Here is a 22,971-nt window from a genome sequence, read left to right on the forward strand (position 1 = left end):
TTCACAAGCAAGAAAATGCTAATATGTAGGATTCGTTGTATCCGAATTTAAGCCTTTGGAGAATCATATCAAACGAAAGTAGCTATGGCAAAATCGGATTCAATGAAGAAGGAAATAAACAAATTTTTATATTTTTATAGATTTTTGGCAACGGTCTTTTCATGGACTTATTGATGCAAGGTGTAGAGTATTTTCATAAGGGCGGATTAGTAATGTATATATTATTAATATGCTCAATTTTTATTATCACTATTGGTGTAGAACGCTTATTATATTTTATGAAAGCTGATTCAGGAAGAGCTTTTGCACAAAATTTTTATAAATTGATGATTAATAATAAAATTGAAGAGGCTAGAAATTTAGCACAAAATAGCAAGGGGGATTTAGCTTTTTTAGTCGATTTTGCTTTCAATAAAATGCAAAATAAAAATATCAATTTGATGATGTTGTTGGAAGTTCAATCAGGGATAAGTATTTCTAAATTTAGAGAAAGACTTTATTATTTAAATGTAATTGTTACTATGGCTCCTTTATTAGGTTTATTGGGGACAATAATTGGTATGATTTCAGCTTTTAGCGTATTTAATTTAGAAGAAGGTCAAGCTATTGCTATCACTGGGGGTGTAGGTGAAGCATTAATCGCAACAGCTACAGGACTTTGTGTAGCTATTGTTTCTTTGGCTATTCATGCATATTTTGTGCAGAGAATAGATCGTATCGTAACTGATATGGAACAGGCTTTTTCACTAATTGAAGGTTATATAACTAGAGGTGAATAACAATGCGTTTAAAAGATAGAAGAGCGTTTTCTAAGCCTGAAGTCATGATTATACCAATGATTGATATTATGTTTTTCTTATTGGTATTTTTTATGCTCAGCACGCTATACATGGTGGATTTAAAAACTATTCCTGTAAATATGCCTAAAGTGCAAAATGCCCAAAGTCAAACAAATGTTAATTATTTAGTCACGATGAAAGCTGATGGCACTTTGTATTTAGAAAATAAATTGATAGATGAAGATACATTACTTCAAGGTGCAAAAGAAAAATATGAAGAAAATAATAATTTTGCTGTAGTAATTCGTGCTGATGAAAATGTAGATTATGGAAAAATTATGGCATTATTAGATAAATTTAAAGCTGTGGGGATAACTAAATTTGGTTTGGCTACAGAGACTATGGTAGATGAACATAAATAATGTCTTGACAGATATACTCTTAAGTGTTATCGTAAAAATGAAATTATTTTTCTAACAATTTTATATTTATTGAGTGGAATAGGTGCCCCTTTTGGGCTTAATAGAGAAAGCAGTAAAAGCTGCTACGGTCCCGCCGCTGTGAAAGTGAGCAACTTCAAATTTATGTCACTGAGATATTTCTTGGGAAGGCTTGAAGAAGCGATGAACTTGAGTCAGAAGAACTACCTATTTGTCAATCACCGTTATGACCTGCGAGAGATAGGTAGGAGATTTATTATAGTAAACACTATCTCTACAAGAATATTTATTTTGTAGAGATTTTTTTTATCTATAAGCCATAATATTCTCATGGAAATAAGTGATACTCAATAATGACTTTATAATCGAATAGATGAAGTATTTAATATTTATTTAAATATCAAATTTAGGACATTATAAATAAATTAAGAGAGGAACGATATTATGAAATCTAATTGGAAAAAAATGTTAATCGCATCTATGGCATGTGTAGCTTTAACAGGAGTATCTGCAACATCTTTTGCAGCAGGATATAGTTTAAATCCAGAAGTAAAAACAGCAACTCCTGCACTTTTACAAGCTTCTGAAATCGGTGTACGTACATATAATACAACTGATGCAGAACTTCAAAAAGCTCCAAATAAAGATGCTATTGTAGTAATGAGCTTTGGTACAACATACAAAGATACTCGTGCAAAAACAATTGAAGCTACTGTAGAAGAAATTCAAAAAGCACATCCAAATACAAAAGTTGTATTAGCATTTACTTCTCATATTATTATTGACCGTGTAAAAGCAAATGAAGGTATTACTATTCCTACACCAGAAGAAGCATTGGCACAACTAAAAGCTGAAGGCTATAATCGTATAGCACTTACTTCCTTAGATGTTATTCCTGGTATGGAATATGCTTATAAAACAGCTGTATATGATATCTATAAAACACAATTCAAAAAAATGACTATTGGTACACCTCTTATGTATTGGATGGGTCAAGAAGGTCAAAGAGATGACGTTGAAGCAGTAATGCAAGCAATTGGTTCTCAAATGCCAAAATTAGGTAAAAAAGATGCAGTATTAGTGATGGCACATGGTACACCAGATCCATCTAATGCTTATTATTCTGTAATGCAAGATCGTTTAAATAAACTTTATGATGGTAAAGTAATGATTTATACAGTTGAAGGCTGGCCATCTCTTGAAGATATTATTCCTCAATTAAAAGCAAAAGGTATCAATCATGTTACAATGATGCCTCTTATGATGGTTGCAGGTGATCATGCAAATAATGATATGGCTGGTGCAGAAGAAGATTCTCATAAATCCATCTTAGAAAAAGAAGGTATTAAAGTAGACGCATACATTCATGGTCTTGGTGAAAACCAAAACGTTCGTCAATTATTTGTAGATAGAGCAAATGAAGCATGGAACGCTCTTGAAGCAGAAAAATAATAGATTTTGAATAAATCCTGTATGCTTGACGCTTTTATATGCCAAGTGTAAAATAAATAAGAGCATTATTTTATTAAGTAATTTAGTTTCTACTAAAATATGCAAAATGTAATACAGTAAGGTATGTGGCAAATTTTGTCACATACCTTTTTATGCAGGAGGATTTTTAATCATGGCAGGAACTTTTTATGGTATTGGTGTAGGTCCTGGAGACCCAGAATTATTGACAATGAAAGCTATTAAAGCTATTGAAAAAGCTGATGTACTCATTGCACCAAAAACAGAAAAAAAAGATGGTAGCGTAGCTTTAAGCATAGCTAAACCTTATTTAAAAGATGATATTGAAATTGTATATCAAGTTTTTCCAATGGTAGTTAATTTTGAAACTACTGATGCATGGCAGAAAAATAAAGAAGAGATTTTAGCTTTATTACAAGCTGGAAAAAATGTAGTATTTTTAACATTAGGCGATCCAATGTTTTACAGTACATATATTTATGTATATCGTCTTTTAGCAAAAGAAAAAGATATAAATATTGAAACTATCCCAGGTGTGCCAGCATTTTGTGCGATTGGTAGTAAATTAGGTTATCCTTTAGTTGAAGGCAATGATATCATCAGTGTAATTCCAGCAACTGCTGATAAAGAAACTATTGATAAAGCTTTAGCTGTTTCTAATAATGTGGTAATGATGAAAGTTTATAAAAATTATCCTGAAGTAGTAGATGCTTTAGCTGAAAATGATATGGTGGATAATGCTGTACTTGTAAGCCGTTGTGGTCTTCCAGATGAAGAAATTATAAATGATTTACAAGCTCAAAAAGATAAAAAATTAAATTATTTATCAACTATTTTGACTAGAAGGAGTAAAGGTATTTAATTGCCTTAGATAATGTTACTATGAAAAAATTAAATGGTTTGTTTTGTATATTAGCTTTAGTAATATGTTTTTCAGTAATATTAGTTGGTTGTGGTAGTCAAACAGAGGAAAAAAATGCTTCGAGTGGAACTGATAGTTATTTAACTATTACAGATGATGCTGATAGACAAGTAGTTTTGACGAAAAAACCAGAAAGAATAGTACCATTATCAGCATCTTTTTTAGAGCCACTTCATGCTGTTGATGGAAAAATAGTGGCTAGGGTATCAGCAAAAACAGGTATTCCCAAAGAAGATGAAAATCTACCACAAGTAGGAAATGTCTATAATATTAATATTGAGAAAGTAATAGAAGCTCAACCAGATTTAGTAATTGCTTATAAGGGTATGAATGATAAATTTGTATCTACATTTGAAGAAAATGGTATTCCTGTAGTTGTTCTTGAAATGCGTACGTATGACCAAGTAAAACATACTGTAGATGTTTTAGGACAGATTGCAGGAAATACCGATAAAGCCAAAACTTTGATACAAGATATGGATAATAAAATAGCAGAAATAAAAGCCAAATTGCCAAATGAACATAAACGTATAGCGATACTACATAGTACAGCTCAAAATGTAACTGTACAATTAGAAGGTAGTATTGCAGGTTCAACGGCAGAGATTTTGGAATTTGAAAATATTGCTAAGGGATTGACTCCACTAGAAAGCAATCCAACTTCTGCGCCATATAGTTTGGAAACATTAGTATCAGCAAATCCAGATGTTATCTTTGTTACAAGTATGGGAAAACTAGAAACTATAAAGAAATCTATGATGGAGAATGTAGAAAATAATCCAGCATGGCAGACTCTTCCAGCAGTAAAAGAAAAGAAAGTATATTTCTTGCCACAGGAATTATTTTTACTAAGTCCAGGCATTCATTATCCAGAAGCGGTTGAAGCTATGGCTAAGCTTGTTTATCCAGATAAATTTAATTGATGGTGAATTGATATGACTATGCAAAAACAAGAAGTTTTACAAACCACAAAATTTGGCATAGCGATTAATAAATGGCGAATACTAATGATGATAGTATTCGCCATTTTAGCTTGCTCGGGCATTATATGCAGTATAATAAGTGGAGCAGTAGCTATTCCAATAAGTGAATTGAAAAATATTTTTATCGATGGTGTAAATAGTCCTCATCAGCAGATTTTATATAATATTAGATTGCCAAGAACGATAGTAGCAGGATTAGTAGGCATGAATTTGGCTATGGCAGGAGCTATTTTACAAGCTGTGATGAAAAATCCTTTAGCTGATCCACATATCATAGGGATTTCTTCTGGGGCAGGGCTTACAGGTATTTTAGTGATTGTATTATTTCCTGCTATGGAATATCTAATAACGCCTATAGCTTTTGTTGGTGCTATGATTGCAGCTATTTGCATTTATTTATTGGCATGGAAAAATGGTATAAGACCGTTGCGTATTATTTTAGCAGGGGTGGCAGTATCAGCATTTTTAGGTGCAGGTATTTCCGCTATTTTAGTTTTATATAGTGATAGAATACATGGTGCTTTGATGTGGATGGTAGGGGGCTTATCGGCTCGTTCATGGCCACATGTAGATATTATTTGGCCTTATGCTTTAATTGGATTTATTTTAGCAATGCTGGGTTCACGCCATTTGAATATTTTGCAATTGGGTGATGATATAGCAAAGGCTTTAGGAGTTAATGTAGAATTAACACGCATTTATTTGACTGCTATAGGAGCATTATTGGCAGCAAGTGCTGTATCTGTAGCTGGTTTATTAGGTTTTGTAGGACTTATAGTGCCACATACAGCTCGTTTGATTGTAGGTTCAGATTATCGCTACTTGATACCTTCGTCGGCACTTTTGGGAATAGCTGTAGTTACTTATAGTGATACTTTCGCCCGTGTAGCTTTTGCTCCACTGGAATTGCCTGTGGGAATTTTCATGGCGATATTAGGAGCTCCATTCTTTTTATTTTTACTTAGAAAGGAGCTTTGATATGGTTAATTTAAAAGTATCTGATTTAATGATAAAAATATATGATAAATTGATTTTAGATGGAATTAATATTGATTTTAAAGCTGAAAAAAAGACATCTATCATAGGGCCAAACGGTTGTGGTAAATCGACTTTATTAAAAGCTATCTCAGGATTAAATCGTCAATATAAAGGCGAAATCTTGATTGATGGAGAAAATATTTTGCATTTATCCAGAAAAAATCTAGCGAAGAAAATGGCAATATTACCACAGGGAGCGACAACACCAACAGATTTAACGGTAAAAGAGCTTGTGAGTTATGGCAGATTTCCTTATCGCTCCATGTTTAAATCATTGAATAGTAGAAAAGAGCAAGCGGTTATTGAAGAAGCAATGGAAAAAACACATATTACATCTTTTTCTCATCGCTTAGTCAGCACTTTATCTGGCGGTGAAAGACAGCGTACATGGATTGCAATGGCACTTGCTCAACAGCCAAAGATTTTATTATTAGATGAGCCAACTACTTATTTAGATATTGCTCATCAAATAGAAGTCATGCAGATAGTAGATGAATTGAATAAACGCGAAAAAATGACAGTGATTATGGTCTTACACGATATAAATCATGCTCGTATGTATGCTGATGATATAGTTATCTTGAAAGATAAACATGTATTTGAGCAAGGTGAGCCAAATACTGTACTTGATGTAGAAAATTTAGCTAAAGTATTTGGTGTGAATGCTAAGATGTATCAAAACTGTCAAAATCCAGAAGATAAAATAATTTTTCCAGTATCTTTAGTTAAAAATTAATATAATAAGGGGAATAAATATGCTTGAAATAAAATCCCTAAAGAAAAATTTTGTTTCTAAAAATAAACAAGGTAAAAATATAGAAAAAACGGCTGTAAGAGATTTAAATTTGACGATTGATGAAGGTGAAATCTTTGGACTTTTAGGGCCAAATGGAGCAGGTAAGACGACAACTATTCGCATGCTTACCATGCTTACAAAGCCTACAGCTGGAGAAATTTTATATAAGGGAAAAGATATATTCAGCGACGAATTAAATGTAAAAAAATATATAGGAGTAGTACCGCAACATATAAATTTTGATCAGGATTTGACTGTTTGGGAAAATATGGAATTGCATGGAAGATTGCATCACATTCCCAAAAGTGAGCGCCATGCTCGCATTGAAGAATTATTAAATTATGTAGAGCTTCAAGATAGAGTTAATGATAAAGTAAAAAGTTTATCTGGTGGTATGAAAAGGCGTTTATTGATTGTGCGAGCTTTGATGCATAATCCTAAAATCTTATTTTTAGATGAGCCAACGGTGGCTTTAGACCCACAGGTGCGCCGACGTATTTGGGATTTAATACGTCGATTGCCAAAAGATGGTGTTACTGTAGTTTTGACTACACATTACATTGAAGAAGCAGAAAATCTATGTAATAGAGTGGCTATTTTAAATAAAGGTAGTTTAATAAAATTGGATACGCCAAAGGCTCTTTGTGAGCAAATTGGCAAATATGTTGTAGAATGGGATAGCGAAGAGTCTAGAGAGTATAAATTTTTTAATTCTCGTAAAGAATGTGCTGATTTTGCTGGAACTTTAGATGTAGCGACAACTATACGTCATTCCAATTTAGAAGATGTCTTCGTAGAATTGACAGGAAGGACGGTGAGCTGATTATGCTATATGATATTTGGACTGTTTTTTGGCGAGACTGGGTAGTATTGAAACATCGCATGATAAAATTCATCTTAAGCCGTATGGTGGCACCTATTTTATATATGGTGGCTTTTGGCTGGGGTTTAGGTAGAAGTATTAATACAGGGACTGGTTCATATTTAGATTTTTTAGTTCCAGGGATTTTGGCTTTAAATTCTATGAATATAGCTTTTAATAGTTTGACTCCTGTACATGCAGAGCGTATATACCATAAATCTTTAGAGGAATATTTAGTATCACCTATTCGACCAATAGCTTTTGTAGCAGGAAAGATTTTAGCTGCTGTGCTTCGTGGTATGATTTCTTCGGCTATTATCGTTGTTTTAGCTTATTTATTTGGTGCGAAATTTGCGATTACGCCATTATTTATAATTGTATTGATTATAAATTGTATTATCTTTGCTGAAATTGGCTTTTCAGCAGCAATGATAGTACAGACTTTTGAAGATATGGCAAGATTTAATACGTATATTTTATTGCCGATGTCATTTTTATGTGGCACATTTTTCTCTACGGATAAATTGCCATTATTACTGCATTATTTTATTGAAGCTTTGCCACTGACACATACATCAACTTTGTTGCGTGCTATCACACATAATCAAGAGATTTCTATATTGTCTATTGGTATTTTATGTTTATATATGGTTGTATTATTTATTATTTGCAATCGCATTTTAGGTAAGATAAAAAATTAAAAAATGCACTCCAATAGGAAAACTTTCCTTGGAGTGCATTTTTGTTTAAATTTAAAATTCAATACCTTTTTGGGCTTTGATGCCTTCTTTATAAGGGTGTTTGATTTCTTTCATTTCCGTTACTAAATTAGCCTTTTGAATGATTTCTTCTTTGGCATTTCGTCCTGTCATAACGAGATGTAAATCAGCAGGTTTTTCGGCGATTAAATCTAAGACATCTTTTAAATTGACTAAATCAAAATCAATAGCATAATTTATTTCATCTAAGATAATCATATCCCATTTATTGCTTATCATTTCCATTTTTGCTTCTTGAAGTGCTTTTTTAGCAGCTTCTTGATGGATTTTTATATCTGTATTGCCTCGGCGAGTAAAACCTTCACCACATTGTTTCACTGTGATATCTGGAGCAAATTTAGCTAAAGCTTTTAATTCACCATATTTCCAACTGCCTTTGATGAATTGGAGAATTAAAACTTTTAAGCCTTCGCCCCATGCACGGATTGCAAGCCCTAAAGCTGCTGTAGTTTTTCCTTTGCCGTTTCCAGTGTGAACGATTACTAATCCTTTTTTATATTGAGTATCTTGCATTATCTATTATTCACCTACTTATGATTTAGAGACTAAGTTCTTGATATTTTGTGATTACGATATAACCAATGCACATAATGATTAAAAATAAAGTAGAAACATTGTACATTAATTTTATGGTTTGTTGAATATGTCGAGCATTTAATTCATTGATAGCTTCGCCCATATAAGCTCGGAATGATTGACGACCAAAATAATAGTTTATACCGCCTAGGCGAATATCTAGTGCGCCAGCTACTGTAGCTTCTGTATAACCACCATTAGGGCTAGGATGTTTTTTAGCATCACGCATCATCATTTTTAAAGCACCTTTGGCATTTAATTTGGAATAAAAGGCTACAACTATTAATAAAAGTCCTGTTATGCGCGCAGGAATGAAATTCAAAACATCATCAATGCGGGCAGCTGTTCTGCCGAAATAAAGATATTTATCATTTTTATAGCCAATCATAGCGTCCATGGTATTACTCATGCGGTAAAGTACAGCGAGCGGTAGTCCACCGATAAAGAAATAAAATAAAGGTGAGATAATACCATCTACGATATTTTCTGCTACGGTTTCTACAGTGGCACGAGTGATATCTTGTTCATTCATGCGATTGGCATCGCGACTTACGATATAATTTACTTTTTTGCGAGCTTCATCAAGATTGTGATTGATTAATTCATCATAAATATCTTTGCCTGCTTTAGCTAGAGATTTTGGTGAAATCATAAAGCTTAAGATTACAGCTTGGATAAAGATATTGAGCCAACTAGGACAATTAAATATATCAAGAAGTGTGATTATGCCATAAGTTATGCCATAGCTAAAGCTCAATAATATAGCCACCAAAATAAAGCCACAGACTAATTTTGTAGGTTCAGTAGCATTATCTTTGCGCAATAATTTATCGAGGATATCAATTAATTTTCCCATCAAAGCTACGGGATGATATTTAGAATTAGGGTCGCCAATTATGCAATCAATGACAAAGGCTAAAAAAGCAATTAAAGCTATTTCCATTACATTCAACTCACATTTTTAAAATTTTTCTATGCATATTAATTATAGAAGCTAGATATTTTAAAATCAATAAATTACTACAAAAAAATAAAGTGCTATGGTATGATAAAAGATAATCTAAAGATTTTATTATTGAGGTGAGAAAATGAGTGTAGAATTATTACATTACACAAGAGGAAAATATGTAGAAAATATTCATCGAGGCGATGCTGTTTGTGTTGGCGTTGATGGCAATATTATTGATAAAGTAGGCAATGCTCACCTACCAATGTTTTGGCGCAGTGCAGCGAAACCTTTTCAATTATTACAGTTCGTAAAATTAGGTGGCGTTGAAAAATATAATTTAACACAACAAGAATTAGCAATACTTGCTTCTTCTCATAGCGGTGAAGATATTCATGTAGAAACAGTAAAATCTATTTTGCATAAATTAGGTTTAACTGAGGAAGTATTAAACTGTGGTTCTGCTCGTCCTATGAGTGGAAAAGCTTTCAAAGAATTAGTAAAAAATAATTTAAAACCATCAGCATTGCATAATCCTTGTTCTGGTAAACATTCAGCAATTATAGCTCTTTGTCAGTTGTTGAATATACCAGTAGAAGATTATATAAAACCAGACCATGAAGCTCAAAAAATCATTCATCAAATAGTAGCTATGTCAGCTGGTATTCCTGAAGATGAATTGGATATTGGTATTGATGGTTGTGGTGTGCCTGTATTTTATTTACCACTTGATAAAATGGCATATGCTTATGCTCGCTTGATGAATGCAGAAGAAGGAAATTGGGGCGAATACACAGAAGCTGCGATAAAAATTCGCGATGCTATGTGTGCATATCCGCAGATGGTTTCTGGAACAGGTAGAATTGATAAAGCAGTAGCAGAAGTAACAAATGGACGAGTATTGGCTAAAATTGGTGCAGATGCAGTATATTGCTTAGCTTCTCGTGAATTAAAATCTGGTATGGCTTTTAAAATCGAAGATGGAAGTTATGCAGCAGTAACTCCAATGGTAATTGCAATGCTCAAACATTTTAATTATATTAATGAAGAAGAATATAATAAATTATTGTCAATGTATCCACCTGTATTGAAAAATCATCGTGGCGATATCATTGGTGAAATTAAAGCTGTTTTTTAAATGGTATTTTAAGTTAATTTGAAATCACTATTATTGTATATTCAATCGATAATAGTGATTTCTTTATTTTATGTAAAAGGAATGTTGAAATGGAAAAGGCAGAGAATTTTTATTGGAAATTATTTAAATCCACATTTATTATCAGTGCTTTTACTGTGGGTGGCGGTTTTGTAATCATACCGCTATTGAAGGCAAAATATGTCGATGAATATAAATGGATAAAAGAAAAAGATGCCTTAGACTTAGTAGCTATAGCTCAATCTATGCCAGGGGTAGTGGCGATTAATTCTGCTGTAATTTTGGGATATAAAATGCGTGGCGTAAAAGGAACTTTGACAGCTTTACTAGCTACTGTATTGCCACCGCTTATCACTTTATCTTTAATTTGTATTTTTTACAATTTATTTGCTACAAATCCATATGTGAATTTGCTATTAAAAGGTATGCAATGTGGTGCTACAGCATTGATTATCAATGTAGCCTACGATTTGTTGAAAAAAGAAATAAAGAAAAAATATATATTATCCTTATTTATTATTTGTTTTACCTTTGGTATGAGCTTTTTTACAGATATAAATGTAATGTATTTAATCGTTATTGATGGAATTATTGGTTTAATTTTGATGAGGGATAAAAAATATAATTAAAATAATTAATTTAGTGATAGAAAAATAGCAAAGGATTTTTACCATGATTTATTTAGAATTATTTTGGAGCTTTGTTCAAGTAGGTTTATTTTGTGTTGGCGGTGGATATGCTTCTATGCCACTAATTCAAGCACAAGTAATAGATGTGCATGGCTGGCTTAGCATTAGTGAATTTATAGATATTTTTACAATTTCTCAGATGACTCCTGGTCCTATCGGTATTAATGCAGCGACTTTTGTCGGCATGAAAGTAGCAGGGTTTTTAGGTGCTATTGTGGCAACATTGGGATTTGTAGCGCCATCGTTTATTTTAGGCATTATTTTAGCGAAATTATTTTTTAAATATGGAAATATTGGGGTGATTAAAGGTATATTAAATGGCTTAAGACCAGCTGTTGTAGCATTAATTTGTTCTGCTGGTATGAGTTTTATATTTTTAGCTTTGTTCAATACAGAAAAAATGCCAATAAATGTAGCAGATATTGATTATTTAGGTTTATTTGTATTAATTGTAGCTTTTATTGCTGTTAGAAAAAAAGTGGGAATTATAAAAATTTTGGCTGGTTCTGGTGTATTAGGGCTTATTTTAGGACTAATTGGAAAATTTTAGGGGGATTTTTTAGCATAATATATTGAATTTATCAATGGTATATATTATGATTATAAATAAGATATATACATATGAAAGAGGCGAAATGAATTGGCAGCAAAAGTATTTACCGAAGAACAAAGAAAAATTCTCAGTAAAAACCCTAATGTAGAGTCAGTAGAAAAAACAAGAATTATTTATACAGAAGCATTTAAATCTTATTATGTAAAAAATTATTTAGCAGGGAAAAAACCTACAGAAATTTTTATTGAAGCAGGTTTTGACCCATCAATTTTAGGCAATAAACGCATAGAAAGAGCTTCAGCAAGATGGAGAAAATTATATGCTGATGGTCAATTAATCATAGATACTAAAGAAAATATATCAGTAGAAACAAAGGAAGAAAAAATAATGAATAGTGAACCAACAAAAAAAAGAAGAGGTCGTCCTCGTAAAAATCCTGTGGTAGAAACAGTAGCAGAAACAAAAAAAGAAGAATATACAGTGGATATGCCAAAGAAAAAACGCGGTCGTCCTCGTAAAAATCCAGAAGTTGTATCACAAGTAGAAGCTACAGAAAATAAAGCAAAAACAGTTAAAAAACGTGTAAATAAAATTGCTGCTATGGCGCAAAATATAAAATTAGCTGAACCTATGGTTAAAAAAGAAGTAAAAGAAGAAGCACCACAGAAAAAAAGAAGAGGCCGTCCACCTAAAAATGCACAAAAAGCAGTAGAAACAAAAGTGGAGACTAAGGTGGAAAAAGTAGAAACACAAGTAAAAGCAAATGAACAAGTAGCAAAGAAAAGAAGAGGTCGTCCTCGTAAAATTGTACAAAATGTAGATGAAACACCAGTACAGAAAAAAGAAAATATCGAAGTAAAACCAGTAGTTAAAGCAAAAGAAGAAAGCATTTCTAAAGTAGAAAAAGTGGAAAAAGTAGAAACTGTAGAACAAGCAAATCCAGTAGCTGCTTTAGTAAAAGCTATCAATAGACTTACACGTGAAGTAAATTCTTTAAAACGTTTAGTCGCTGGTAAAAAAAGAATAAATTATTAAGATGTAAATATCTTTTTATCTCTGTAGAATATATGGGGATAAAAAGATATTTTTTTGGTCAAAATAGAAAAATTATTATAAAAGCTTTTTATTGACCTTTAACCTTTATATTGTTATTATAAATATATTGTAAATGTGAATGTCGTTCATAATTACTTATACATATATTGAATATATAAATATTTGCTTGTATAAACTAGAATTAAAATAAGGAATAGGTGAAATAACTTGATAAGCGTAACGAAATTATTATTTGCAACAGAATATTTTGGAGACTCTCTTCGTTATACAGATAATGCTCATAAAGCAAGAAATGGCGTAAGAGAAGGCATGGGACCAGTAGTAGTTTGGAACTCTACACGTACATGTAATTTAAAATGTCGCCATTGTTATATGAGTTCTGATGCTAAAAAATATCAAAATGAATTGACTACAGCGGAAGCAAAACAATTCATTGATGATTTAGCAGATTTCAATGTGCCAGTATTATTATTTTCTGGCGGAGAACCATTAATTCGTCCAGATTTCTTTGAACTTGCAGACTATGCAGCGAAAAAAGGTGTACGTCCTACATTATCTACTAATGGTACTTTGATTACACCAGAAGTAGCTCGCAAAATCAAAGATATTGGTGTAGGTTATGTGGGCATTTCTTTAGATGGTCTTCGTGAAGTAAATGATAAATTTCGCGGAAAAGCTGGAGCTTTTGAAGCTGCTATGAATGGTATCAAAAACTGTGTAGCAGTTGACCAACGCGTAGGACTTCGCTTCACTATCAATCATCACAATATCCAAGAATTAGAAAATATCTTTGATTTCATTGAAGAAGAAAATATCAATCGTGTATGCTTTTATCATTTAGTATATTCCGGTCGTGGCAATCAAATGATGGATGAAGATGTAACAGCTGAAGAATCTCGCCGTGCTATGGATATAATCATTCGTCGCACTCGTGATTTTGAAGAACGTGGTTTGAAAAAAGAAATCTTGACTGTAGATAATCACTGCGATGGTGTATATATGTATTTAAAAGCACTTCAAGAAGGCAAAGATGAACTTGCTCAGCAGATTAAAAAATATATCGCAATGAATGGTGGTAACCGTTCTGGTATGGCTTTTGCCGAAGTTGACCCACTTGGGTATGTACATCCTGACCAATTTACACAACACCATACTTTTGGCAATGTTCGTGAACGTAAATTTGGTGATATTTGGCAAGATACAACAAATCCTATTATGGCAGGATTGAAAGATAGAAAACCATTATTAAAAGGTCGTTGCAGTAAATGCAAATTCTTAGATAATTGTAATGGTAATTTCAGAACACGTGCTGAAGCTCGCACTGGAGATTTTTGGGAATCAGACCCTTCTTGTTATTTAACTGATGAAGAAATTGGTATTACAGGAGCTGAAAAATAATGATTATTTCATGGAATACAACAAATGCTTGTAATATGTTTTGCGACCATTGTTATCGTGATGCTGGTTGTAAAGCAGATGAAGAATTAAATACGCAAGAAGCGAAAACGCTTTTAGAACAGATTGCTAAAGCTGGCTTTAAAATCATGATTTTTTCTGGTGGAGAGCCACTTATGCGTCCAGATATCGTAGAACTTGTGGAATACGCTACAAAATTAGGTCTTCGCTCTGTATTTGGTACAAATGGCACGCTTATCACAGAAGAAATGGCTTTAAAATTAAAAAATGCTGGCGCTATGGGCATGGGAATTTCTCTTGATTCCATGGATGCAGAAAAGCATAATAATTTCCGTAAATTCCCTAATGCTTGGGAAGGCGCTGTTCGTGGTATGAGAAATTGTCGTAAAGTAGGGTTGCCATTTCAAATTCATACAACAGTGATGGATTGGAACCAACATGAATTGGAAGCTTTAACAGATTTTGCCGTTAAAGAAGGCGCTGTAGCTCACCATATTTTCTTTTTAGTGCCAACAGGTAGAGGAAAAAATATCGAAGCAGAAACACTTCGCGCTAAAGAATATGAAGATGTTATCACAAGAATTATGAAAAAACAGCAAGAAGTGGATATCGAATTAAAACCTACTTGCGCACCTCAATTTATGCGTATAGCTGACCAAATGGGCATGAAACTTCGTTTCCGTCGTGGTTGCTTGGCTGGTACATCTTATTGCATAATCAGCCCTCGAGGAAAAGTACAGCCATGTGCTTATTTAAATATGGAACTTGGCGATGTTCGCAAAACTCCATTTGATGAAATCTGGAAAAACAGCGAAGTATTGAATAAATTGCGTACTTTTGAATTTGAAGGCAATTGTGGTAAATGTAAATATAAATTCAGCTGTGGTGGCTGTAGAGCTAGAGCTGCTTATTATAATGATGGCAATTATATGGCAGAAGAACCATGGTGTTTATATAGTCATAAATAATAAAAGTGTTGTATATGGTCTAGGCTATATACAACACTTTTTTAGTTGATTTTAATTTAAAATAGTATGCTTATCATTGAATTTTATAATGCGACTATGAGGCAGAGATAATAATTCTTGTTCATGCGTGGAAATTAAAATAGTTTTATTAGCTTTGATAAAATCTATGAGAAAATCTTTAAACCATTGTCTAGTCTTATTATCAAGCCCATTTAAAGGCTCATCAATCATAAGTATATCTGGATTTAGAGCTAAGATTGCAGCAAGAGCCACCTTTTTCTGTTCGCCACCACTTAGATGATAAGGTGGTCTATCTTGTAAATGTTGTATATTTAAATAAATTAAAAGTTCATTTACACGTTGATGAATGATATCTTCATTTAAATTCATTTGTCTTGGGCCGAAGGCGATTTCATCATATACTGTAGCATTGAATAATTGCACATCTGGATTTTGAAAAATATAACCAATGCGTTTATGAAAGTTTTTAGCAAATATATTATCTTGCAAAGTATTTTTATCGATTTTCTTATTATCAAAGTAATATTCACCTTTAGTAGGAAAGATTAGACCATTTAAAAGTTTAAATAAAGTGGATTTACCACAACCATTAGGGCCTGTAAAAAAGATTAATTCTCCGGCATAAATTTCAAGAGAGATATCATTTAAAGCAGAAACTTCTTCATAGTTATAGCTTATATGAGATAGATTTATAATTGGTGTCATAGAAAATATCCTTCACTGAAAAAATAAAATAATAGATAAATGATAATTACGATAGTATGCCAAATATATTTTAATTTAAATTTATGTTTAATAACTGGCGTGTAATTTTCATCAAAACAACGACATATCATAGCATGATATGTTTCTTTGGTATAAATCTGTGATTTTAGAAATGTAGTGCCTGATATAGAAGCTAGACTTTGATATTTAAAATTATTTTTACCGACAGAGCGTAATTTTAGAGAAATTAATAAATTGGTAAAGGTATCTCCTAAAATCACGATATATTTTAGTGTTAAATCTAAGGTTAAAATAAATATCGCAGGAATATGAAATAGGCGAAGAATTTTACTTAGTCTATAAAAAGGGATAGTTTGAGCGATATAAGCTAAAAGAAGAACAGTTATAAAAATTTTAAAAGGCAGATAGAAAAGGCGAGTATTATTTAGTAATAGAGAAGGTAAAATTATTATCAAAGAAAATAAAGTTGATATCAAAGTCGGTTTTAATATAGAAATGATGATTTTTGTATTTAAAGTCGATAGACAAATTAAACTAAAAGCTAAAATAATTAAAGGAAAAAATATTTTTTGTGCAGAATTTATTAAAATTATGGTGAGAAAAATGAACAATAATTTTTCACTGGGATTTAGCCAACTATTTTTATGGGGATAATTATGATGGCGAAGAAAAATTAATTTAGTAGTAATGGAAAATAAAGTTTTTTGCCAAAAATTATCTTTATCCTTTGGGGGTGTGTACTCATCTGTAGTTAAAAGCCATTTAGGAATTTTAGCAGAATTATCAAAGTGATTGTTTTTTTGCATAAATAATATTTCCAAGCATTTTAAAGATAATGATTAAAAGAGCGACACCAATAATAGCTGAAGCTATATAAGCTAAAATATCAGTTGTCCCACTCATAGTATAATCAGGAAAAAAAGCTTCATAATTAAATCCATTTAATAATTTTTCTGGAATAAATCCAAGAGGAACCCCCGAAGAAGTATCATTTAAAATTTCTTCTGGAGCCCATTCACCCCATGCAGTGCCTTCAGCTATGAGTCCAAGTGGAGAAATGATAATTAAAAATGCTAATAAAGAAAAAATAGAATTTAATTTTATCTGTTGGCAATCATAAATTATATTTGGAGATGTCTTGAGGATAAAAAGATATAAAGATAAAGTAAATAAACCTTCTGCTATGCCGGCAATCGTCAAGTGAGATAAAGCCATGGCAGGTATTGATATCCAAAGAGGATACGGACAATAAAGCGGTTGACCTAAATTATCTACAAATAATAATGGCTGAATACCAAGTTCTAAAGCTGTGAAAAAGGCGGCTAAATTTATACTGATATAAGCAGATAGAAAAATAGTGCATTTATGATAAAACGGAGATAAATGAATTTTATTTAAAATTTTATAAATAAAAAAGCCTGTGAAAGGTAAAATAAATGCTATATTAAAACAATTAGCTCCAAAAGATAAAATACCACCATCACCAAAGATTATAGCTTGAATGAAAAGTGCTACACTGATAGCTATACAGGCGGCATAAGGCCCTAGCAGTAAAGCAATAAGTGTTCCACCAACGGCATGGGCTGTAGTGCCATCAGGAATGGGCAGATTAAACATCATCAAAATAAAAGCAAATGCGCCACCTATACCAATTAAAGGAATTTTATCAGCAGATAAAGTTTTATTTATCTTGCGGATAGAATAGTACCAGATAGGTGTCATAGCTACAAATAAAGTAGCACAAGTGGAAGGGCTTAAATAATTATCAGGAATATGCATGATGAAATCCTCCTTATAAATAATATTATTTGCCATCATTATATTATTTATAAATGATAAATATAAGCCTATGTATAGGATAGAAATAAAAATTAAAATAAAATCATGGATATCAAAGCATTAAGCTATAATTTAGGAAAGTGAAAATATTTTTATATGGGGGTATGGGGGAATATGATAATTAAAAATGAAAGAGGTGTATTTTATGAAATACGATTTAGAAAATATTAATGCTCGCTTTGGCATTGGTAGTCAAAAATGGCAGGACATGAAAAATAATCCTTTAGTAGATGAAAAAGTAATTCCTTTTTCTGTAGCTGATATGGAATTTAGACTTGCCCCAGAAATCACAGAAGGACTAAAAAAATTTATAGATGATAATATTTTAGGCTATGCAGGCACGAATAAAAAATATCGTGAAAGCGTTTGTAAATGGCAACAAAAGCATCATGATTTTACAGTTGATGAAAAATGGCTTGTAGAAACACATAGTGTAGTAAATGCTTTTTTTACTGCTGTAAAAGCATTTACGCAAAAAGGCGATGGTGTGATGTTATTTACACCTGTTTATTATCCTATGTATAAAGCTATAGAAATCAATCAAAGAAAATTAGTGGAGATACCTTTGATTAATAATAGTATGACATATGATATTGATTGGGACTTATTTACAAAAAAAGCTAAAGCAATAGATACAAAAATGTTGATACTTTGTAGTCCACATAATCCTTGCGGTCGTATTTGGACAAGAGAAGAATTAACTAAAATTAGTGAAATTTGCTTAGCAAATGATATTTTAGTAGTAGCAGATGAAATTCATGCAGATTTAATCATGCCAGGATTTAAACATGTTTCCTATGGTACGATTTCTAAAGAAGCATTAGAACATTCAATTATTTGCACAGCACCAAGTAAGACTTTTAATCTAGCAGGTATGCAACTTTCTAATGTATTTATAGCTAATGAAAATTATCGCAATCTATTTAAAGCAGAACAAGCAACTGATGCAGATTTTGCTTGTAGTATTTTGAGTTATGAAGCTTGTCGTTTAGCTTACGAATATGGTGAAGAATGGTTGACAGAGGTCATAAATATCATTGATACAAATAAAAAAATAATCATGGATTTTATGCAAGAGTATTTTCCACAAGTGAAAATAACACAGCTTCAAGCGACATATTTATTATGGCTTGATTTTAGAGCATTTAATTTAACTAATGAAGAATTAGAAATGCGCAATCGCCAAAAAGCGTGCCTTTATTTTGATGAAGGTTATATATTTGGTAAAGCAGGTAGTGGGTTTGAGCGTTGGAATTTGGCTTGTCCAACAAAATATATTCATTGGGCATTAGAGCGTTTATATCAGGCTTATAAAGAGTTTGCTGTGAAATAAATTTATAGATAAAAAAAGAAAAACCTTCTATGTTAGGGCTATACATAGAAGGTTTTTCTTATGCAGTTTGAAGAGTTGTTATCATCAGTTTATCTAAATTAGGAATAATTTTGTTGATAACATGAAAAAGAAGGTGTTCATCACAGCTTACGCCGATGATGTCTGCTACTTGTTTAAGGTTTTGCGTAGCATTTTGAGCAGCAATGCCGTAGTCGGCAAAGAGAAGCATTTCTATATCATTGTCAAAATCACCAACAGCGATAAATATTTTATCCTTGTACATAGGCATTTTACGTAAATTATCCAACATAATACCTTTAGAAGCATTTTTAGGAATTAATTCAAAATAACTAGACCAAGAAGTAAAATATTTGGCAATTTTATCCATCTCCATAGATTTGGCGAAAATATGGAGCCATGATATCGTATGAGTATTTGTTGTATAGAATTGGACTTTTAAGATATCTAAATCATAAAGGTCATCTAGATTACTTCTGATATAAGATAAATTTTCACGTTTGATAACAGGGTCATCAAATTCTTCTTTAGTGATAATGTGAAAAGTATCTTTAGTATGAAGTTCTATACAAGTGTTAGGACAATGAATTAAACATTGTTTGAGAAAATTGAAAAGAATTTTTGTTTGCAGTGATAATGTTTTTAAGACTACATTATTATTCGTGTCTTGCAAGATTGTGCCATTATAAAATATGCTAGGTGCATTTATAGGAAGCTCTGGAATATATTGTTTACAACTGTGGAGGGTTCTTCCAGTAGCTACTGCAAATGTACCACCGGCTTTAGTGAATTCATTTAAAGCATATTTATTAATAGTGGAAATTTGCGATTTAGAATTAATTAATGTGCCATCCATATCACTGATTAAGAAAACATTACTAAAATCTGTCATAATTATTACCTCAAAATGGAGTTAATTTTGTAGAAGATAGAAGCTACCACGCATAGCAAGTCGTCTTCTTCTACAAATGTATCTAATAACCAGAGGTGCTATTTCCTAACTGATATGCTTTTATTATAAATGGTATATTTTAAAGGATAATGAAGTAAATGTAAAAAAATAATAAAAATTTCTAAAAAATATTGATATTTTTTAGAGACCTGCTATTTTAGTAGGCAAGTATCGTTTGTATCCAAGAATCCCCTGCCTTTAGGCATGGGGAGTATGTCAATTCCTGCTATTTTAGGTGTTTATGAAAAGCAAGGTATAAAAGATGGTGCACCAAACAATGTGATGAAAGGGCCTGCTTTTAAAACAGAACTTGCTACTGCATATCCAGATTGTCGTCTTGTTGTTACAAAAGAAACAATGACAGTTGAAGGTATGATAAAAATTGTTTATGAGCTTTTAAAAGATAAATTAAATATTGTAAAACTCACTTTCTCTAGTGGAGTTAATTTGGCATCTGAAGAATATGAACCACATCTTGAAGTTGATCGTTGTCCATTATGTGGTATTGCATTGAATGAAGATGGCGTTTGCCCAAAATGCGGTTATAAGAAACCATAATTATATTTATAGATAAAAAAGCCACAGCATATGCTGTGGCTTTTTTATCTAATTATCTTTGACGAGCAACTGTTCCTGCTCTACCTGGTAAATATCCATGATAAACTTCACATTCTTTTATATTAGGAACATATTTACCTTCTTCTAATTTTACAAATTCATAACCAAGTTTTTTGGCTTTTTTGATGAAATCATGAAGAATAGGTAATTGTTTTAAGCCTTCCATTTCTGAATGGATAGTTAAAACATTAAATTCTTGATCGCAATGACTCAACCAATAATCATTGATATTTTCTTCAGTGATTAATTTATTATCTAAAGTACTACCTAAACATTCATCCATAGTGAGCAATGTTCCTGGAATTTGTAATGGCAAATATTTTTTATCATTCATGATAGGATAAAATGGATAATATCCGCGAACATCACTGCAATAATCAAAACCTAATTCTTGTTGAACTTTTAAACTGCGAGGAGTTACTTGCCAGCCAGGAGCAGCACAAGCTTTAGCTTTAAAGCCAGCGATTTTTTCAAAGAGATTAATGGCTTTGGTCAATTCTTCTTTTATAGTATCTTCAGATAGGAAAGGCAATTTATCTTGCCAGTAAACATGATCCCAACAATGAATACCACATTCGTGATTTTCTTTGATAGCACGAAGAAATGGCATAGGATTTGGTTCGACGATATGAGGTGCAGGTAAAAGAGTACCATACATCATAGTTTTAAAACCATAAGTACTAGGTGCTTTAGTGCGTAGCATTTTAGTTAAAAAACCTTTGCGAAAGATACGGCGAATAGCTTTACCAGAATTGTCAGTACCCATGGAGAAAAAGAAAGTAGCTTTGATATTTTCTTGTTTAAAAACATCAAGCATGCGAGGTACGCCTTCATCATAGCCACGTTTTGTATCTACATCAATTTTTATAGCAATTTTTTTAGCCATAATATCCTCCAAATTTTATATTTTAGTTAAAAAGCCATCGCCACTAGCAAATGCTGAGGCAATGGCTTTGATTTTTATAAATAATAATTAAGCTTTATCTAAATTTTTAGCATACCATTCAAGTGTATAGTGGATTGCTTCGCGAAGTGTAGCTTTTGATTTCCAACCGAGGCGAGTTTCCATTTTTTTCACAGATGGCAATCTATCTTGCATATCATCATAATTTTTACCGTAATATTTATCGGAGTCCATAACGATAAATTCTACTTTATCAGCTTTATCTTTGAATTCAGGGAATTTTTTCATTTCATCAACAACGATTTCAGCCATTTCTTTGATGGAATAATTGTTTTCTGGATTACCAATATTGAAGATTTGTCCTTCTGCTTGGTTATCTTTATTAGTGATGATATCAATTAAACCTTGTACGCCATCGCCTACCCAAGTAAAGCTACGACGTTGAGCACCACCATTTACAAGTGTTATTTTGCCAGTGTACAAAACATCATAGATGAATTGAGTGATGGAACGACCTTTATGTTCACTTGCATCTTTGAAGCTATCAAGGCGAGGTCCTACCCAGTTAAATGGGCGGAATAAAGTGAATTTAAGCCCCATTTCTTGACCAAAAGCGAAGATTACTCTATCCATCATTTGTTTACTACAACTATAAATCCAACGGCTCTTAGATACAGGACCTAAGATTAAATTACTGTTATCTTCGTCCATGACTTTATTGTTAGGGTCAGGCATACCATATACTTCAGAAGTTGAAGGGAAAATAACGCGTTTACCATATTCAGCACATTTACGAACCATTTTTAGATTTTGTTCAAAATCAAGTTCGAATGTCCAAAGTGGACGAGTAATATAATAAGCTGGGCGAGCGATACCGATTAATGGTAAAAGAACATCACATTCTTTAATTTGTTCATTGAGCCAAGCTTCTTCTTTGAAGATATCGCCTTTTTTCATAGAAAAGCGAGGATTATCTAAGAATTGAGTGATATTATTATCTGCTAAGTCAAAACCTTGAATTTCCCAGTCTGTTTGAGCAAGTGCCATTTCAAGGAAATGAGAGCCAATAAAACCGTTTACACCAGTAACAAAAATTTTCATATGATAAATACTTCTTTCTATCTTTATTTA

The 22,971-nt window shown here is 32.1% G+C and carries 25 protein-coding genes and 1 riboswitch; of the genes, 17 read left to right on the forward strand and 8 right to left on the reverse strand.

Annotated elements, in window-relative coordinates:
- Positions 1 to 161: 161 nt before the first annotated feature.
- The 9 genes from BMX03_RS02315 (at position 162) to BMX03_RS02355 (ending at position 7,991) form a co-directional block, all read left to right on the forward strand.
- Complete coding sequence (locus tag BMX03_RS02315) at positions 162 to 779, forward strand: MotA/TolQ/ExbB proton channel family protein (RefSeq protein WP_015561859.1); 618 nt, start codon at positions 162 to 164, stop codon at positions 777 to 779.
- A gap of 2 nt (positions 780 to 781) precedes the next feature.
- The gene (locus BMX03_RS02320) at positions 782 to 1,201 is read left to right on the forward strand and encodes an ExbD/TolR family protein (protein WP_015561858.1); all 420 of its coding nucleotides are present in this window, start codon (positions 782 to 784) and stop codon (positions 1,199 to 1,201) included.
- Positions 1,202 to 1,264: 63 nt separating this feature from the next.
- Positions 1,265 to 1,445, forward strand: a riboswitch (cobalamin riboswitch).
- 218 nt (positions 1,446 to 1,663) lie between these two features.
- The gene (locus BMX03_RS02325) at positions 1,664 to 2,671 is read left to right on the forward strand and encodes a sirohydrochlorin cobaltochelatase (protein ID WP_091693517.1); all 1,008 of its coding nucleotides are present in this window, start codon (positions 1,664 to 1,666) and stop codon (positions 2,669 to 2,671) included.
- 172 nt (positions 2,672 to 2,843) lie between these two features.
- Entirely contained in the window at positions 2,844 to 3,551 is a 708-nt protein-coding gene (gene cobI / locus BMX03_RS02330) for a precorrin-2 C(20)-methyltransferase (RefSeq protein ID WP_008539399.1), read from the forward strand.
- 20 nt (positions 3,552 to 3,571) lie between these two features.
- Positions 3,572 to 4,534 (forward strand): ABC transporter substrate-binding protein, encoded by a 963-nt coding sequence (locus tag BMX03_RS02335; protein WP_008539400.1) that lies wholly within the window; start codon positions 3,572 to 3,574, stop codon positions 4,532 to 4,534.
- Between the two features lie 12 nt (positions 4,535 to 4,546).
- Positions 4,547 to 5,572, forward strand: coding sequence for a FecCD family ABC transporter permease (locus tag BMX03_RS02340; protein ID WP_091693520.1), 1,026 nt, complete (start codon positions 4,547 to 4,549; stop codon positions 5,570 to 5,572).
- A gap of 1 nt (position 5,573) precedes the next feature.
- On the forward strand, positions 5,574 to 6,368 hold the full coding sequence (locus BMX03_RS02345) for an ABC transporter ATP-binding protein (protein ID WP_091693523.1): 795 nt from the start codon (positions 5,574 to 5,576) through the stop codon (positions 6,366 to 6,368).
- A 19-nt stretch (positions 6,369 to 6,387) separates the two neighbouring features.
- Positions 6,388 to 7,251 (forward strand): ABC transporter ATP-binding protein, encoded by an 864-nt coding sequence (locus BMX03_RS02350; RefSeq protein WP_008539403.1) that lies wholly within the window; start codon positions 6,388 to 6,390, stop codon positions 7,249 to 7,251.
- A 2-nt stretch (positions 7,252 to 7,253) separates the two neighbouring features.
- Positions 7,254 to 7,991 carry an ABC transporter permease gene (locus BMX03_RS02355; protein WP_022228452.1) on the forward strand — a complete coding sequence of 246 codons (738 nt, stop codon included), beginning with the start codon at positions 7,254 to 7,256 and terminating at the stop codon, positions 7,989 to 7,991.
- 51 nt (positions 7,992 to 8,042) lie between these two features.
- On the opposite strand, the gene cobO is transcribed toward BMX03_RS02355, so the two are convergent.
- Entirely contained in the window at positions 8,043 to 8,582 is a 540-nt protein-coding gene (gene cobO, locus BMX03_RS02360; RefSeq protein ID WP_022228451.1) for a cob(I)yrinic acid a,c-diamide adenosyltransferase, read from the reverse strand.
- A gap of 25 nt (positions 8,583 to 8,607) precedes the next feature.
- Positions 8,608 to 9,588 (reverse strand): cobalamin biosynthesis protein, encoded by a 981-nt coding sequence (locus BMX03_RS02365; protein WP_075554919.1) that lies wholly within the window; start codon positions 9,586 to 9,588, stop codon positions 8,608 to 8,610.
- 145 nt (positions 9,589 to 9,733) lie between these two features.
- Between BMX03_RS02365 and BMX03_RS02370 the strand changes: the two genes are divergently transcribed.
- The 6 genes from BMX03_RS02370 to nirJ2 all read left to right on the forward strand — a co-directional run bounded on the left by BMX03_RS02370 (position 9,734) and on the right by nirJ2 (position 15,429).
- Complete coding sequence (locus BMX03_RS02370) at positions 9,734 to 10,729, forward strand: asparaginase (protein WP_022228449.1); 996 nt, start codon at positions 9,734 to 9,736, stop codon at positions 10,727 to 10,729.
- A gap of 89 nt (positions 10,730 to 10,818) precedes the next feature.
- On the forward strand, positions 10,819 to 11,376 hold the full coding sequence (locus tag BMX03_RS02375; RefSeq protein ID WP_075554917.1) for a chromate transporter: 558 nt from the start codon (positions 10,819 to 10,821) through the stop codon (positions 11,374 to 11,376).
- 43 nt (positions 11,377 to 11,419) lie between these two features.
- A complete protein-coding gene (locus BMX03_RS02380) occupies positions 11,420 to 11,986 on the forward strand; it encodes a chromate transporter (RefSeq protein WP_091693526.1) in 567 nt (188 codons plus the stop codon).
- 90 nt (positions 11,987 to 12,076) lie between these two features.
- Entirely contained in the window at positions 12,077 to 13,024 is a 948-nt protein-coding gene (locus BMX03_RS02385; protein ID WP_091693528.1) for an HTH domain-containing protein, read from the forward strand.
- A gap of 228 nt (positions 13,025 to 13,252) precedes the next feature.
- A complete protein-coding gene (gene nirJ1, locus BMX03_RS02390) occupies positions 13,253 to 14,443 on the forward strand; it encodes a putative heme d1 biosynthesis radical SAM protein NirJ1 (protein WP_008539412.1) in 1,191 nt (396 codons plus the stop codon).
- Positions 14,443 to 15,429 carry a putative heme d1 biosynthesis radical SAM protein NirJ2 gene (nirJ2, locus tag BMX03_RS02395; RefSeq protein WP_008539413.1) on the forward strand — a complete coding sequence of 329 codons (987 nt, stop codon included), beginning with the start codon at positions 14,443 to 14,445 and terminating at the stop codon, positions 15,427 to 15,429. Before nirJ1 ends, nirJ2 begins: the two co-directional genes overlap by 1 nt.
- Positions 15,430 to 15,480: 51 nt before the next feature.
- On the opposite strand, the gene BMX03_RS02400 is transcribed toward nirJ2, so the two are convergent.
- From BMX03_RS02400 to cbiM, 3 genes are read right to left on the reverse strand one after another with little or no spacing between them, the layout of a single operon-like run.
- A complete protein-coding gene (locus BMX03_RS02400) occupies positions 15,481 to 16,155 on the reverse strand; it encodes an energy-coupling factor ABC transporter ATP-binding protein (protein WP_091693531.1) in 675 nt (224 codons plus the stop codon).
- The gene (locus tag BMX03_RS02405; RefSeq protein WP_091693533.1) at positions 16,152 to 16,982 is read right to left on the reverse strand and encodes an energy-coupling factor transporter transmembrane component T; all 831 of its coding nucleotides are present in this window, start codon (positions 16,980 to 16,982) and stop codon (positions 16,152 to 16,154) included. The genes BMX03_RS02400 and BMX03_RS02405 overlap by 4 nt, the downstream gene beginning before the upstream one ends.
- A complete protein-coding gene (gene cbiM, locus BMX03_RS02410) occupies positions 16,960 to 17,955 on the reverse strand; it encodes a cobalt transporter CbiM (RefSeq protein ID WP_091693536.1) in 996 nt (331 codons plus the stop codon). Before cbiM ends, BMX03_RS02405 begins: the two co-directional genes overlap by 23 nt.
- A 205-nt stretch (positions 17,956 to 18,160) precedes the next feature.
- Between cbiM and BMX03_RS02415 the strand changes: the two genes are divergently transcribed.
- Entirely contained in the window at positions 18,161 to 19,348 is a 1,188-nt protein-coding gene (locus BMX03_RS02415) for a MalY/PatB family protein (protein WP_091693539.1), read from the forward strand.
- Between the two features lie 58 nt (positions 19,349 to 19,406).
- Here the strand turns inward: BMX03_RS02415 and BMX03_RS02420 are convergent, their stop codons facing one another.
- Positions 19,407 to 20,258, reverse strand: a complete 852-nt coding sequence (locus BMX03_RS02420) for an HAD-IIB family hydrolase (protein WP_091693541.1) — start codon at positions 20,256 to 20,258, stop codon at positions 19,407 to 19,409.
- 273 nt (positions 20,259 to 20,531) lie between these two features.
- Between BMX03_RS02420 and BMX03_RS02425 the strand changes: the two genes are divergently transcribed.
- On the forward strand, positions 20,532 to 20,876 hold the full coding sequence (locus BMX03_RS02425; protein WP_022228440.1) for a hypothetical protein: 345 nt from the start codon (positions 20,532 to 20,534) through the stop codon (positions 20,874 to 20,876).
- Between the two features lie 52 nt (positions 20,877 to 20,928).
- On the opposite strand, the gene BMX03_RS02430 is transcribed toward BMX03_RS02425, so the two are convergent.
- Both BMX03_RS02430 and BMX03_RS02435 read right to left on the reverse strand, forming a co-directional pair.
- Positions 20,929 to 21,822, reverse strand: coding sequence for a 4-deoxy-4-formamido-L-arabinose-phosphoundecaprenol deformylase (locus BMX03_RS02430; RefSeq protein ID WP_015561839.1), 894 nt, complete (start codon positions 21,820 to 21,822; stop codon positions 20,929 to 20,931).
- An 87-nt stretch (positions 21,823 to 21,909) separates the two neighbouring features.
- Positions 21,910 to 22,941: a bifunctional UDP-4-keto-pentose/UDP-xylose synthase gene (locus BMX03_RS02435; protein ID WP_015561838.1), complete on the reverse strand. Its 1,032-nt coding sequence runs from the start codon at positions 22,939 to 22,941 to the stop codon at positions 21,910 to 21,912.
- Positions 22,942 to 22,971 lie beyond the last annotated feature (30 nt).

Source organism: Megamonas sp. Calf98-2 (assembly GCF_900110235.1).
Classification (GTDB): domain Bacteria; phylum Bacillota; class Negativicutes; order Selenomonadales; family Selenomonadaceae; genus Megamonas; species Megamonas funiformis.

Bases quoted from the DNA above. Each gene is read 5' to 3' on its own strand.
- BMX03_RS02315 (WP_015561859.1), top strand. From the start codon at position 162: ATGGACTTATTGATGCAAGGTGTAGAGTATTTTCATAAGGGCGGATTA.
- BMX03_RS02320 (WP_015561858.1), top strand. From the start codon at position 782: ATGCGTTTAAAAGATAGAAGAGCGTTTTCTAAGCCTGAAGTCATGATT.
- BMX03_RS02325 (WP_091693517.1), top strand. From the start codon at position 1,664: ATGAAATCTAATTGGAAAAAAATGTTAATCGCATCTATGGCATGTGTA.
- cobI (WP_008539399.1), top strand. From the start codon at position 2,844: ATGGCAGGAACTTTTTATGGTATTGGTGTAGGTCCTGGAGACCCAGAA.
- BMX03_RS02335 (WP_008539400.1), top strand. From the start codon at position 3,572: ATGAAAAAATTAAATGGTTTGTTTTGTATATTAGCTTTAGTAATATGT.
- BMX03_RS02340 (WP_091693520.1), top strand. From the start codon at position 4,547: ATGACTATGCAAAAACAAGAAGTTTTACAAACCACAAAATTTGGCATA.
- BMX03_RS02345 (WP_091693523.1), top strand. From the start codon at position 5,574: ATGGTTAATTTAAAAGTATCTGATTTAATGATAAAAATATATGATAAA.
- BMX03_RS02350 (WP_008539403.1), top strand. From the start codon at position 6,388: ATGCTTGAAATAAAATCCCTAAAGAAAAATTTTGTTTCTAAAAATAAA.
- BMX03_RS02355 (WP_022228452.1), top strand. From the start codon at position 7,254: ATGCTATATGATATTTGGACTGTTTTTTGGCGAGACTGGGTAGTATTG.
- cobO (WP_022228451.1), bottom strand. From the start codon at position 8,582: ATGCAAGATACTCAATATAAAAAAGGATTAGTAATCGTTCACACTGGA.
- BMX03_RS02365 (WP_075554919.1), bottom strand. From the start codon at position 9,588: ATGGAAATAGCTTTAATTGCTTTTTTAGCCTTTGTCATTGATTGCATA.
- BMX03_RS02370 (WP_022228449.1), top strand. From the start codon at position 9,734: ATGAGTGTAGAATTATTACATTACACAAGAGGAAAATATGTAGAAAAT.
- BMX03_RS02375 (WP_075554917.1), top strand. From the start codon at position 10,819: ATGGAAAAGGCAGAGAATTTTTATTGGAAATTATTTAAATCCACATTT.
- BMX03_RS02380 (WP_091693526.1), top strand. From the start codon at position 11,420: ATGATTTATTTAGAATTATTTTGGAGCTTTGTTCAAGTAGGTTTATTT.
- nirJ2 (WP_008539413.1), top strand. From the start codon at position 14,443: ATGATTATTTCATGGAATACAACAAATGCTTGTAATATGTTTTGCGAC.
- BMX03_RS02400 (WP_091693531.1), bottom strand. From the start codon at position 16,155: ATGACACCAATTATAAATCTATCTCATATAAGCTATAACTATGAAGAA.
- BMX03_RS02405 (WP_091693533.1), bottom strand. From the start codon at position 16,982: ATGCAAAAAAACAATCACTTTGATAATTCTGCTAAAATTCCTAAATGG.
- cbiM (WP_091693536.1), bottom strand. From the start codon at position 17,955: ATGCATATTCCTGATAATTATTTAAGCCCTTCCACTTGTGCTACTTTA.
- BMX03_RS02415 (WP_091693539.1), top strand. From the start codon at position 18,161: ATGAAATACGATTTAGAAAATATTAATGCTCGCTTTGGCATTGGTAGT.
- BMX03_RS02420 (WP_091693541.1), bottom strand. From the start codon at position 20,258: ATGACAGATTTTAGTAATGTTTTCTTAATCAGTGATATGGATGGCACA.
- BMX03_RS02425 (WP_022228440.1), top strand. From the start codon at position 20,532: ATGTCAATTCCTGCTATTTTAGGTGTTTATGAAAAGCAAGGTATAAAA.
- BMX03_RS02430 (WP_015561839.1), bottom strand. From the start codon at position 21,822: ATGGCTAAAAAAATTGCTATAAAAATTGATGTAGATACAAAACGTGGC.
- BMX03_RS02435 (WP_015561838.1), bottom strand. From the start codon at position 22,941: ATGAAAATTTTTGTTACTGGTGTAAACGGTTTTATTGGCTCTCATTTC.